This window comes from Meiothermus hypogaeus (genome assembly GCF_003574035.1).
GTDB classification, from domain to species: domain Bacteria; phylum Deinococcota; class Deinococci; order Deinococcales; family Thermaceae; genus Meiothermus; species Meiothermus hypogaeus.
Genome location: NZ_QWKY01000018.1, coordinates 13,276 through 25,364, shown reverse-complemented (window position 1 = coordinate 25,364; position 12,089 = coordinate 13,276). Strand labels below are relative to the sequence as shown.

The 12,089-nt window shown below is 62.0% G+C and carries 11 protein-coding genes; all 11 read left to right on the top strand.

Annotated features, from left to right (window positions below; all coding sequences use genetic code 11):
* The first annotated feature begins 1,083 nt into the window (after positions 1 to 1,083).
* The 11 genes from mraZ to murC all read left to right on the top strand — a co-directional run bounded on the left by mraZ (position 1,084) and on the right by murC (position 12,059).
* Positions 1,084 to 1,518, top strand: a complete 435-nt coding sequence (mraZ, locus tag Mhypo_RS06590) for a division/cell wall cluster transcriptional repressor MraZ (protein WP_119340510.1) — start codon at positions 1,084 to 1,086, stop codon at positions 1,516 to 1,518.
* 3 nt (positions 1,519 to 1,521) lie between these two features.
* Positions 1,522 to 2,433 carry a 16S rRNA (cytosine(1402)-N(4))-methyltransferase RsmH gene (rsmH, locus tag Mhypo_RS06585; RefSeq protein ID WP_170148232.1) on the top strand — a complete coding sequence of 304 codons (912 nt, stop codon included), beginning with the start codon at positions 1,522 to 1,524 and terminating at the stop codon, positions 2,431 to 2,433.
* Positions 2,430 to 2,702: a hypothetical protein gene (locus Mhypo_RS06580; protein WP_119340508.1), complete on the top strand. Its 273-nt coding sequence runs from the start codon at positions 2,430 to 2,432 to the stop codon at positions 2,700 to 2,702. The genes rsmH and Mhypo_RS06580 overlap by 4 nt, the downstream gene beginning before the upstream one ends.
* Positions 2,699 to 4,114, top strand: a complete 1,416-nt coding sequence (locus Mhypo_RS06575; RefSeq protein ID WP_119340507.1) for a peptidoglycan D,D-transpeptidase FtsI family protein — start codon at positions 2,699 to 2,701, stop codon at positions 4,112 to 4,114. The genes Mhypo_RS06580 and Mhypo_RS06575 overlap by 4 nt, the downstream gene beginning before the upstream one ends.
* Positions 4,115 to 4,153: 39 nt before the next feature.
* Positions 4,154 to 5,443, top strand: coding sequence for a UDP-N-acetylmuramoyl-tripeptide--D-alanyl-D-alanine ligase (locus Mhypo_RS06570; protein WP_119340506.1), 1,290 nt, complete (start codon positions 4,154 to 4,156; stop codon positions 5,441 to 5,443).
* On the top strand, positions 5,440 to 6,258 hold the full coding sequence (locus tag Mhypo_RS06565; RefSeq protein ID WP_240637150.1) for a hypothetical protein: 819 nt from the start codon (positions 5,440 to 5,442) through the stop codon (positions 6,256 to 6,258). Before Mhypo_RS06570 ends, Mhypo_RS06565 begins: the two co-directional genes overlap by 4 nt.
* Entirely contained in the window at positions 6,255 to 7,124 is an 870-nt protein-coding gene (locus tag Mhypo_RS06560) for a phospho-N-acetylmuramoyl-pentapeptide-transferase (protein ID WP_119340505.1), read from the top strand. The genes Mhypo_RS06565 and Mhypo_RS06560 overlap by 4 nt, the downstream gene beginning before the upstream one ends.
* The gene (locus tag Mhypo_RS06555) at positions 7,121 to 8,395 is read left to right on the top strand and encodes a Mur ligase family protein (protein WP_119340504.1); all 1,275 of its coding nucleotides are present in this window, start codon (positions 7,121 to 7,123) and stop codon (positions 8,393 to 8,395) included. Before Mhypo_RS06560 ends, Mhypo_RS06555 begins: the two co-directional genes overlap by 4 nt.
* Complete coding sequence (locus Mhypo_RS06550) at positions 8,388 to 9,500, top strand: FtsW/RodA/SpoVE family cell cycle protein (protein ID WP_119340503.1); 1,113 nt, start codon at positions 8,388 to 8,390, stop codon at positions 9,498 to 9,500. Before Mhypo_RS06555 ends, Mhypo_RS06550 begins: the two co-directional genes overlap by 8 nt.
* 154 nt (positions 9,501 to 9,654) lie before the next feature.
* Positions 9,655 to 10,689 (top strand): UDP-N-acetylglucosamine--N-acetylmuramyl-(pentapeptide) pyrophosphoryl-undecaprenol N-acetylglucosamine transferase, encoded by a 1,035-nt coding sequence (locus Mhypo_RS06545; RefSeq protein WP_119340502.1) that lies wholly within the window; start codon positions 9,655 to 9,657, stop codon positions 10,687 to 10,689.
* Positions 10,686 to 12,059: a UDP-N-acetylmuramate--L-alanine ligase gene (gene murC, locus Mhypo_RS06540; protein ID WP_240637149.1), complete on the top strand. Its 1,374-nt coding sequence runs from the start codon at positions 10,686 to 10,688 to the stop codon at positions 12,057 to 12,059. The genes Mhypo_RS06545 and murC overlap by 4 nt, the downstream gene beginning before the upstream one ends.
* Positions 12,060 to 12,089 lie beyond the last annotated feature (30 nt).

Sequence of the window (12,089 nt, the reverse complement as noted above, 5' to 3'; positions counted from 1 at the left end):
CGTATTAGAATCTCATGATAGTTTTGGCCTATTTATGAGTGCAGTTATTTCACTGTGGCTTTGGTTACTTTTACGCAATATGTTTCACGCCGGGGTGCTTTTGTTATCGCAAAAACAGCAACTTTTTGATGTTTCACCCACTCCGCCAATGTAGCATTGTTCACTTTTGGCGGAGTGGAAAATTATGTTTCACGATTTTTATCTGTTGTACACAGGTTTTTTAGCTTATTTTTGTATGTTTCACCCACTCCGTCATGGCGGAGTGGCGTTTTAAGTAATAAGGTTATAACTTTTTAGGCTGCTGGACGTTGTTTTTTCCACTCCGCCATTTGGTTTTATTTGACTTAGTCTATTTTGGCGGAGTGGCTTTATGAGAAATTTTCTTGACTTAGTACAAAATGGCGGAGTGGCTAGCGCTACATTATATACTTAGTACACGCAATGCTATTTTATTTATTTTTACCATGTTTATCGCATTATTCTAGTGTGTTGGGCTGCTTCGTTGGATTTTTTATTTTTGTATTAGTGACTCTCATTTCTGTTTTTTGCTAAATTTATTGTACTCATTGTTTTCATAATGCCCACATAGTGAAAAATAGCGCGTTTCGTTTTGACATTTAGCGTGGCGCAAAATGGGCGTTAGTGACATTTAGCGTGGCGCGCCCCAGTTTTCAGGCGCTTCCACCTCGATCTCACTTTTTTGCAGTCCCATACGGCATTTTTCCGCCTCATTCCGCTTCATTCCGGCTCTTCCACTGGTGACATTTAGCGTGGCGCGTAACAACACCCACTTTCTTCCACCCGGTACTCGCTTTTTTTCGCGTCCCTATCGCACGTTTCCGCACGCTTCCGGTTGTTTCGGTTCCGCAACCCTTCTTTGAAGTGTATCTCGTAGCAATACACCATCTGGTGGGGATTCTGCCCATTTAGCTTTCTTAGAGTGGGGAAAAGTGGGACCAAGGTGGGAGACAGTGGTAAAAAGTGGGGAATGCGTGGTACATTACTGTTCAGAACAGCACCTCCGGTGGGAAACGCTCGTGGGGAGACGGGCCCAAAAAACAAGTCTGTGCAGGAGAACACGAGATGCCCTTCGGTGAACACCAGTATAGCCTCGATGACAAAGGCAGGGTTGTAATCCCTCAGCCCTTCCGCTCGTTTATCGAGGATGGTGTGGTGATTACCCGGGGCCTCGAGGGCTGCCTTTACATGTACCCCCTGCTGGCCTGGAGCAACATAGAACGCCAGTTGCAAAACGTGCCCCTGATTGACCGGGCAGCCCAGGAGCTGGTGCGCTTCTTGTACTCTGGCGCCCACAAGACCCAGATGGACAACGCCTCGAGGGTAACCATCCCCCCGCCCCTTCGTAAGTTTGCCGGCCTCGAGGACACCAACGATGCGGTGGTGGTCGGCGCGCCTACCCGGTTGGAGTTGTGGAGCGAGAGCCGCTGGTGGGCCAACATCACCAAGTTTGTGGAGAACCCCACCACCCCCGAGGCCCTGCGGGGCCTGATTGGATGAGCCATGTATGCGACTCCTGTCCTGTTTTCAAGCGCCCAGTCACCCGTGCGACAAAGGAGGGGTGTGAACCATACCTCGGTGCTCTACCGCGAAGCCCTGGACTGGCTGGCGGTTCGGCCTGGCGGGGTGTATGTGGACGCCACCCTGGGTGGGGCAGGCCATACCCAGGGCATCCTGGAACGGGGCGGGCGGGTAATTGCCTTTGACCAGGACCCCGAGGCCATCGCCCGAGCCGAGGAGCTGGGCCTGGCAAACCTGACTCTGGTTGAAGCCAACTTCCGCGAGCTGGTGCCCGAGCTGCAGAGGCGGGGCCTGAGGCAGGTAGACGGCATCCTGGCCGATCTGGGGGTGTCTAGCTTTCACTTCGACGACGCCCGGCGGGGCTTCAGCTACCAGCAGGAAGGCCCCTTGGACATGCGGATGGGCACAGGTGCGCTCACGGCAGCCGAGGTGGTCAATAGCTACCCTGAAGAAGAAATCGCCGAAATTCTCTACCGCTACGGCGAAGAGCCGCGTTCAAGGCGCATCGCCCGCTTTATTGTGGAAAACCGTCCCATCGTCACCACCACCCAGCTGGCCGAGGTAATCCGCCGGGCCACCGGGTACCGAGAGGCCGGGCACCCCGCCCGCAAGACCTTCCAGGCACTTCGCATCTACGTCAACGACGAGTTAGGTGCGCTGGAGGCCTTGCTTCGAGGCGCCGAAGAAGTACTGAAGCCCGGGGGCAGGCTGGTCATCATCAGCTTTCATTCGCTCGAGGATCGTCTGGTTAAGCATTTCTTGCGCGACTCTTCCGTCCTGAAACCCCTTACCAAGAAGCCCATCACCCCTTCGGAAAGCGAACAGCGCGCAAACCCCAGAGCCCGCAGCGCCAAGCTGCGGGTAGCAGAGCGCATAGATGGAGGCATAGCATGAAAACGGTATTGCGATGGGGCCTGGTGTATTTACTGTTACTGGCAGGCCTGACCGCCCTGGGGCACTACAACCAGCAACTGAGTGCCAATCTGATGGCGCTCCAGGCCATCGAGGCCGACCGCAGACAAAAAGAGACCCTACTCCTCTTGCAGCGCTATCAGCAGGTTTCCCCATTGGCACTGCGGGAATGGGCCGAGGCCAATGGTTACATCCCCATGAGCCTGGCCCGCTGGGCCAGCCCTGTGCAGACAGAAAGGAGCGCCCCTTGAACCGTTTAGGAACGAGTGAACAAGCCTCCCTGAGCCGGGGCTGGGTGGTGTTGCTGGCTTTTGCCGCCTTTCTGCTGGGGCTGGGGTACGGTTTTTATGTGCTGTGGCACAATGCCCCCAGCCTCCCCTTGCGGCCCGTATCGGCTCGAGCAGACGCCCCTCCTTTACGCGGAAGCCTGGAAGCGGCCGACGGCACCCCGCTGGCCTTTAGCACCAGGGAGGATGCGCGCTTGTATCCCCTGGGTCTTTCAGCCACCCAGCTAATCGGCTTTGGGGAGCGCAGCACCGGCAAGGGGCTTGCAGGCCTCGAGCTCGACCTGGAAAAGCTGCTCGCCCAGGGCCAGAGCCTGCGCCTGACCCTGGACCCGCTGGTGCAGTCCATCGCTGAGCAAGCTCTGTGGAAGGGGCTGAAGGCCGCCCAGGCCGACTGGGGTTCGGTGGTGGCGATGGAAAGCAAAACCGGGCGGCTTCTGGCAGTTGCCAACGGCCCGGCCTTCGACCCCAGCGCCCCTCGACTCAACCTCCAGCAAGACATTTCTTGGCGCAACCACGCCTTTGCATACGCACTGGAACCCGGTTCTACCATCAAACCCCTCACGGCTGCGGTGCTGCTGGAGGAAAACATGGCCCGGCTGGACACCAAGGTCTATGCCCCCATGAGCCGTCGTATCGCAGGCTGGACCATCAACGATGTGGTCAAGCACCCCGAGACCCTCACCCTGAGCGAAGTGCTCAAATTCTCCTCCAATGTGGGCATCACCACCCTGGCCGAGCGAATTCCGCGTGAGACGCTGTTTAACTACTTCAAGAAGATGCACTTCACGGATGCCACGCTTCTGCCGCCCCTGTCCTACCAGCCCCGGATTGCTGTACAGGTTGCGGCCCCCCATGTCCGCCCGGTGCACCGCTGGGGGCCTGCCGAGTACGCCAACGCCACCTTCGGCCAGGGTTTCCTGATCACCCCCTTGCATTTAGCAGCGGCCTACAACATCCTGGCAAACGATGGGGTCTTTCGCCAGCCGATTCTGTTCGAAGGCAATACTTCTCAAAGCAGCGTGGTATTCCGCCCTCAGGTAGCCCGTGAGATCCGCAAAGCTCTTACCGACGGCATTGCCGAAAATGCCAGACTCCCTGGCTATGTGCTGGGGGGCAAAACCGGCACGGCCCAGGTGGTGGTGAATGGCCGCTACAGCAACAGTGTTTATGCGGCGCTGTTCGCTGGCTTCATCCCATCCAATACTCCCCGCGTGACGGTGGTAGTGAACCTTTTTCACCCCAAGGGGGGGCGCATCTACGGCTCCCAGGTCGCAGCCCCCATCTACCGGGACATTGCAGCCCGGCTCTTTGCGCTCTGGGGAATTCCGCCCCAGTTGGACAACTCATCCGGCAAGGGTAAACTGGTCAACCGATGAGTGTGTTGTGCAACTTGAGGACAATACTCATGTGAGGCTATGGTGCAGAAAAAAGGGCCGCGAGAACTCCAACCTGAGTGGGTAGCCAGCCTGACGGGTGGAAAAGCGCACGAAGGCGCTGCTGTAGCTCACGACTTGCACTGGGACTCGAGGAAAGTAGCACCAGGGGTAGCCTTTTTTGCCCTGCCTGGCGCGAAAACCCACGGGCGGGAGTTTGGCTTGCAAGCCCTGGAGGCCGGAGCGGCCTTCGTGGTCACCGACCTCGCGCACCCTGGCGCGGTGCAGGTCGAGAAGCCCGAGCGGGCTTTGCTGGCGATAGGGCGGGCCCTGCGCGACCGGTTCGGGGGAACGGTGCTGGCGGTGGGGGGTAGTTCGGGCAAAACCACCACCAAGGAGTGCCTGGCCCAGGGCCTGGGCTGGCCAGCCCCCGAGGGCAACCTGAACAACGCCCCCGGCCTCGCTCGCTTCTTTTTGCACCTGGAGGAGGGCGAGGGTGCTGTGGTGGAGCTGGGCATTGACCGGCTGCTGGAGATGGCCGAGCTCACCTACCTGGCCCGGCCCGACTTTGCCGTGCTCACCAGCCTGGGTGAGGAACACCTGGAGGGGCTGGGGAACCTGGAGAATGTGATCCGTGAGGAGAGCTGGCTCTTGCAGGTGAGCGCCCTGAGGCTGTCCAGCATCCAGGCCGCCGAGGTGGTGCGGCTGCCAAACCTGAAGACCTACGGCATAGGGGCTGGGGATTTTCGGGCCGAAAACCTCGAGCTCGGCCTCAACGCTAGCCGCTTCCATTTTGAAGGGCACCCGGTCGGTCTCCCCTATCCGGGGGTCGGGCCGGTGATGGGCGCGCTGGCCGCCCTGGCCGCAACCCGGATGCTGGACAAACCCCTTGCCGACACCATCGAGCGGCTGGCCGCCCTCCGGCTCCCCCCAGGCCGGATGCAGCGCTTGCAGCTGGGGGGGGTGGACTTTATCCACGATGCCTACAACTCGAATCCCTTATCCTTCCGGGCCGGGATGCAGTTCCTGCAAACCCAACCGGGGCGCAAGTGGCTGGTGCTGGGCCGCATGGCCGAGCTCGGCGAGGAGGCCTTGAAGCACCACCTCGAGGCTGCCCGGCTGGCGGCTGCCATCAGCCCCAACCTGATTTTTGTCGGGCCATTTGCCCAGCAGCAGGCGGCCGAAGCGGGGGGCAGCGCCGTAGAGACCGTGGAGGAGGCCGCCGAGCTTCTGGCCCGCTCGGCTGTGCCGGGCGACCTGGTATACCTGAAGGCCTCGCGCAGTGTGGGCCTCGAGCGCTTGCTCGAGCTGTGGCCCAGGGAGGAAGCATGAGAGCAGGGCTGGTGGCATTCTCCTTAGGCTTAGCGGCGTGTGCACCCCAGCCACAAACCCCCCCGACCGCCGCCACAGAACCCTTCCTGATTGAAGGGGGTGTGGTGGAGGGCCGGCTGGTGCGGGCGGTCGGGCTGCAATTGGCCCTGCCCAACCCCACCCCGCTGGTCGCTCGCAGCGGCAATACCCTGCTGGCCGCCTACCCCTTTCAGTTGCTCATCTACCAGAACGGCTTCATCCAGGAGAGCCTGCCCCTGCCGGGGGTGCCCACCTTTGTACGAGCAAAACCTCTGCCCCTGGTAGGCCTGGCGGACAGGCTCTACGTACCAGGGCTCGGCACCCTCCCCTACAAAGCCAAAGACGCGCTCAACACCAGGGAGGGGGTCTACTGGCTGGATGACGAGGGGATTAGCCTCGAGCGCCGGAGGCTGGCCGAGGGGCGCTTCGACTTCCTGGCCGCCGGTGAGCGCTATGTCTACGCCTTTGGGCGCGAGGCCCTGCGCCTGCCCGACCGCACCCGGGTACCCCTGCCGGGGAGCGTGCGGGCAGCGGTGGTGCTGGAAGACCTTTATGTGCTCACCCCCGAGGGCCTGCACCGCCTGAGTTTGGAGGGGCTGCGCCTGGGCTTCCGCGCCGGAGCGTACAGGGGCCTCGAGACCGATGGGGCCTTCCTCTATACCCTGGAGGCGGGCCGCTTGGTTACCCTGCGACTGAACCTGGATATAGCCAGCAGCTCTGCTCCCAAAGCCTGGGCACCATCTCGTCAAAATCTCGTCACCCCCGCCACCGTTTTCGTGCCATGGGAGGTGCCATGAACACCCTGGCCGCCGCTGCACTCTTGAGCTGGTTCCTGGTGGGACTCTGGATTACCCTCATGCAGTCGCTCCGCCTCGGCAAGCAGGTACGGGCCGATGGCCCCCAGAGCCATCTGGCCAAGATGGGCACCCCCAGCATGGGCGGGGTGGCTTTTTTGCTGGCTGCCGCCCTGGTGTACGGGCTCTCGGGGGGCGATAAGTGGGCTGGGCTCTGGCTTTTGGTGTTGGGCATGGCCCTCCTGGGCCTGGCCGACGACCTGGCCGGCTCACTGCGAAGGCCCCTCAGAGCCCGCGAGAAGCTGGTAGTGCAGGTACTGATGAGCCTGGTGTTTGCCATCTGGGCAGCCCGACAGGTGCAGTACACGCCGTATCCTGCGCTGGACGTTCTGCTCTTCACCCTGGTGATCATTGCCGCCTGCAACGCTTTCAACTTTACCGACGGGGTAGATGGGCTTTTGGCCAGCGTTTCGGCGGTGATTTTGCTGCCCTTTGTGGGGCTCCCCACTGCGCAGGCTGTGGTAGGCGCCTTGCTGGGCTTCTTGTGGCACAACGCCCCCAAGGCCACGGTCTTCATGGGCGACACCGGCAGCATGGCCCTGGGGGCCCTGGTCGCCGGGTTGTTCATTCTGGAAGGCAAGCTCTGGTGGCTGCCCCTGGTGGCCCTGATCCCGGTGCTGGAAGTGCTTTCGGTTTTCATCCAGGTGGCCTATTTCCGCCGCACCGGCAAGCGCTTCTTCAAGATGAGCCCCCTGCACCACCACTTCGAGCTGTCGGGCTGGCCCGAAAGCAAGGTGGTGTTTCGCTTTGTGGTGGTCACGGCACTGTGCACAGCACTTGCGGTACACCTGTGGGGAGGCCCGGTATGAGGCGGCTGGTGTATGGGCTCGGGCGCAGTGGCCTGGGGGTACTGGGCTACCTGCATCGGCACGGGCTATCGGCCCGCTTCTACGACGACCAGCTCAAGCCCGATGAAGCGGGGCAGGCCCAGGCGCTGGGGTTTGAACAAGAGCCCGACCCCACACCCGGAACCTACGATGAAGTGATAGCAGCCCCGGGCGTGCCCATCCAGCACGATCGCCTGCAAGCCCTGCGGGCGGGCGGTGCGGAGGTAATCGGGGAAGCCGAACTGGTCTACCGCCACTCCAAAACCCCGCTTATCGGCATCACAGGTACGGCAGGTAAAACCAGTTGCACCCTGTTCACCGGGCACTTTTTGCGGGCCCTGGGCTTCAAAGCCCTGGAGGGCGGCAACATTGACCCACCACTGGCCAGCGTGGTGGACGAGGCCGAGGTGGTGGCGGTGGAGATGAGCAGTTTCCAGCTCGAGCGCACCCGGCACTTCAGGCCCAGGGTGGCGGTGCTGCTGCTCCTGGGGGTAGACCACCTCGACCGCCACGGCAGCCTGGAGGCCTACCACGCCGCCAAGCTCAACTTGATCCGAAACCTCACCGCCCAGGACGCCCTGGTCTACAATGCCAGAGATCCTAAAATCCTGGCCGCCATTGAAGGAAATCCGGCTCAGCGCTACCCCTTCGAGCCCCATAGCGACCCGCGCGAAACCAATCTGAACGCAGCCCTGCAAGCCGCTTTGGCCTATGCCCACATCGTAGGGCGCGAACAGCCTGAGCGGGTTCTTGCGCTCGAGGCCACCTCCGCCGCCCTAGAACCCTTCCGCGCCTCGGCCCCCCGCCCCGAAGCCCGCTACGAAATCTTCGCCCGTATTGGCCAACTACAGTTCATAGACGATTCCATCGCCACCCGCCTCGACTCGGTACGCACAGCCCTGGAGGCCGCGCCCCCTCCGGTGGCCTGGATCCTGGGAGGGGTGGACAAGGGGGCCCCGGTGGAGGAGTTGCGCGAGGTGGTGGCGCGCAAGGTCAGGCTGATTCTGGCCATTGGCCGCGACGGCAGCCGGCTGGCCGCACCCTTCAAGAACCTGGTAGAGGTGGTGCAAATCTCCGAACCCAATGGACGAAAGGCGCTGGAACAGGCGGTCATCGAGTCCGTCCAACGGCTTACCTCGGGCAGTGTGCTGTTGGCTCCGCTGGCTACCTCGTTCGATCAGTTCAAGGACTACAAAGAACGCTCTAAAGTATTCCGGGAAGTTGTGTTCAACATGGGAGGTATTCGTGGATAGCATTCTGCTGCTGGCCCAGCTCATGCTTTTTGCCTTTTCGGCCCTGGGGGTGGCCACCTCCGACTGGATGCGGGCCGCGCCAGAGCAGCACAGCCTGGAAAACCTGCGCAACATCGCCATCTCGCTGGCCCTGATGTTGCTGGTCTCACGCTTACGCCCTCAATGGGCCATCTGGGCAGCGCGACCCTTTTTCCTGCTCTCGCTTCTGCTTTTGGTTGCGAACCTGTTGGTGGGGTTCGGGCCGGGTAGTGAACGCAGGTTTATTGATCTGCCCTTCACCTCCTTTAACCTGCAAGCCTCCGAGCTGGCCAAGCTGGCAGTGGTGCTGTACCTGGCAGCTTTCTTCCACAACAAGCCCACCGATTACCCCATCATCGGCCCCATCGTTGCCATCAGCCTGGTATCGGGCCTGATCATCGCCTCGCCCGACCTGGATACGGGCCTTTTCGTGCTGCTTTTATCGGGCTTTTTGCTGGTGGTAATCGGGGTTCCCTGGCGGCGCCTCCTGGCCATTGGCTTCAGTGCCTGGCTTCTGGCCCTCTCGGTCTCGGGCTTGTATCTGGAGCGCTTTGAGAAAGTACGGGATCGCTTCGAGGGTTGGAGCATCTATGTCAGCGGGCGGGTAAGCGAACTGAGCCCGGAAGTCATCCGGGGGCCCTTGTACCAGATCACCCAGGCGCACAAGATCATCGTGAATGCGGGGCCTTTCGGGCAGGGGGTGGGGGCCCGGATGCCCAACCTGCCCGAGTCCCACAACGACTTCGTGCTGGCCTCCATCATCTGGTCGGGGGGCTGGCTGGCGGGTTTCATGGTCTTGCTGGCCCTGTGGCTGATACTGGCTCGAGGGCTCCAGATAGCCGCAAACCTGGAAGGTTCCAGGAGCGTGCTGGCGCTGGGCTTGACCCTGTACCTGGTTTTGCAAGCTGCCCTCAACATCGCAGCCGTCATCGGCACCATTCCGATTGGCGGTTCCCCGCTGCCCATGGTGAGCATGGGTGGCAATTCGATGATCATGGCCGGGCTGGCCATGGGGCTTTTGCAAGCCCTCTCACGCGAGGCCTTCGCTCACAAAAAGGAAACCGAAGTCGGGGAGGCCCAGCCGTGAAAGCGTACAGGAGAGCAATACTGCAACGCGCATGGAGGCCCTGCGCCAGCAGGCGGGTTTGGGAATGGGTGGCAACGCGGGCTGCTCTCCCCTGTGCATTACGAGCATCCTCTACTCCGCTTCGCCCTGCTCCCTGGCTCCATAAAGGAGGCACATGGTGATCGTTACAGGCGGGGGCACTGGCGGCCACCTCTATCCGGGGCTGGCGGCGGCGAGCGCCCTGCTGGAAGCAGGCGAGCCCGTAACCTACGTGGGGGCGCTGGGTGGGATTGAAGAGCGGGTTCTGCCCGAGAGTGGCCTACCGCACCACCTCATTCCTGCCGGTAAACTCTCACGCGACGCTTTGCGCCCCAAAGAAGGAAAAAAGGTACTACAGGGCCTTTGGGCCGCACGGCAGCTGGTGCGAGACTTAAGGCCCAAAGCGGTACTCAGCATGGGGGGTTACGCGGGTTTTCCTGTGGCTTTCGTGGCCGCGCTGCAGGGGATTCCCATGATCATTCACGAGCAAAACGCCAAACTGGGCCTGGCCAACCGGATGCTGGCCCAGCTCGCCCGGCGGGTCACCCTGGCCACCCCCATAGAGCTGGCCCCTGGGCTGGCCCGTAAAACCCAGGTGGTGGGCTATCCGGTACGGGAGGAAAAACGTCCCCCAGCCGAGGCCCGGGCCGCCCTTGGGCTCGAGCCCAACCGCCCCACCCTCCTGATTCTGGGCGGCAGCCAGGGCAGCCAGGAGCTCAATGAGCAGCTGCCCGAGCGACTGTACCCACTTTTGGGCAAGTGGCAGATCCTGCACCAGTGTGGGGTGCGCTGGGAGGAAAAACTCAAAGCCCTGGAACGGCCTCACTACTTTGTGCGGGGCTATGTGGACAGCGTGCTGGCCTGGAGCGCTGCGGACTGTGCCATCACGCGGGGCGGAGCAGGTACCCTGTCCGAGGCGGCCTACCACCAGGTACCGGTGCTGGGGGTGCCGCTGCCGCGCCACCTTGATGGGGGCGCCCAGTGGGCCAACGTGGGCTTTTATGCCGAGCGCGGCGCGGCCCTGCGACTTGAGTCCTGGGCGCAGTTTGAGGCCGAGCTTAACACTCTGCTCGACCCCTCCACGCGGGCCCAAATCCGCGATAGACTTGGGGGGTTATCGCCAGCCGGAGCAGCCCGGCGGCTGGCCCAGATCGTTTTGGAGGCAGTGTGAAGCATTATCACCTGATGGGTATTGGGGGCATTAGCATGAGCGGGCTGGCCCGCATTCTACGCAAGGACGGACACCGGGTCAGCGGCTGCGATAGCCAGCTTTCCGACCTGACCCGCCAGCTCGAGCGCGAAGGCATCCAGGTCTACCAGGGCCATAGCCCATCGCACCTCGAGGGGGTAGAGGTGCTGGTCGCCTCCACCGCCATCAAGGACAGCGAGCCCGAACTGGCCACCGCCCACACCCTGGGCATCCCGGTCTGGCGGCGGATTCAGGTAGTGGCCGAAATCTTGCGCGGGGGTTACAGCCTGGGCGTAACCGGCTCCCACGGCAAGACCAGCACCACCTCCATGCTGACCAGTATTTTCATTGCAGCCCAGAGTGACCCCACGGTTCTACTCGGGGCTGAGCTGGGCCTGATTGGCGGCAGCGCCAAGGTGGGCTCCGGGCGCTACCGCATTGCCGAGGTAGACGAGTCCGACCCCCTGTTTCGCTTTTTGCAACTTGACGTGGCGGTGATCACCAACCTCGAGGCCGACCACGTATCGCCTGACGGGCAGGCCCGCCCCAACTACCACACCTCCTTTGAAGTACTCCAGGACGCCGTACACTCTTTTGCCAGCCGGGCCGGGCACATCATCTACAACAGCGAACCCCGCTGGCGCTTGCTGGATCAGCTCACCCAGGGCTGCCCCCGCAGTAGCTTTGGCTTAGAGGAGGGCGACTGCCACGCCGCCAATATTGCCCTCGAGCCTTTCGGCAGCCAGTTTGAGCTGGTCTGGCGGGGCCAAACCCTGGGCAGGGTGCGCCTGCAAGTGCCCGGCGAGCACAACATCAGCAACGCCCTGGCCGCCTCGGCTGCCGCGCTCGTGGCGGGGGTTCCCTTCGAGGCCATCCGGGAGGGGCTTTTGCAGTACACCGGGGCCAGCCGCCGCTTTGAAAAGGTGGGCGAACTCAACGGAGCCCTGGTTGTGGACGACTACGCCCACAACGCCACCAAACTTTTTGCTTTGCTCAAAGCGGCCCGCAACACCGGCCTGCGGGTACGGGCGGTCTTCCAACCCCACCGCTATGGGCGCAGCGAGCAGGAGTGGCCCCTCTACGCAAAGGCCCTCGAGCAGTCCGACGAGGCCCTGATTCTCGATGTCTACAGCGCCGAGGAGACCCCCCTTAGCCTCTCCAGCGCCCAGATTGCCGGGCGCATGCTGGAACACCTGCATGCGCGGGGACACCAGGCCCGCTACGACAGTTGGGAGAACATTCTCAGCTACCTGCGCCAGACAGCAACCCAGGGCGATCTGATTCTGACCATTGGGGCCGGGAGCGTCTCGAGGCTGGGGCGCCTGCTGGTAGCCCAGAAGGAGGCCGTATGACCGGGGTCTGGTGCAGAGGGAATGGGCACA

Bases quoted from the DNA above. Each gene is read 5' to 3' on its own strand.
- rsmH (WP_170148232.1), top strand. From the start codon at position 1,522: ATGTATGCGACTCCTGTCCTGTTTTCAAGCGCCCAGTCACCCGTGCGA.
- Mhypo_RS06570 (WP_119340506.1), top strand. From the start codon at position 4,154: ATGGTGCAGAAAAAAGGGCCGCGAGAACTCCAACCTGAGTGGGTAGCC.
- Mhypo_RS06545 (WP_119340502.1), top strand. From the start codon at position 9,655: ATGGTGATCGTTACAGGCGGGGGCACTGGCGGCCACCTCTATCCGGGG.
- Mhypo_RS06555 (WP_119340504.1), top strand. From the start codon at position 7,121: ATGAGGCGGCTGGTGTATGGGCTCGGGCGCAGTGGCCTGGGGGTACTG.
- Mhypo_RS06580 (WP_119340508.1), top strand. From the start codon at position 2,430: ATGAAAACGGTATTGCGATGGGGCCTGGTGTATTTACTGTTACTGGCA.
- Mhypo_RS06565 (WP_240637150.1), top strand. From the start codon at position 5,440: ATGAGAGCAGGGCTGGTGGCATTCTCCTTAGGCTTAGCGGCGTGTGCA.
- Mhypo_RS06560 (WP_119340505.1), top strand. From the start codon at position 6,255: ATGAACACCCTGGCCGCCGCTGCACTCTTGAGCTGGTTCCTGGTGGGA.
- mraZ (WP_119340510.1), top strand. From the start codon at position 1,084: ATGCCCTTCGGTGAACACCAGTATAGCCTCGATGACAAAGGCAGGGTT.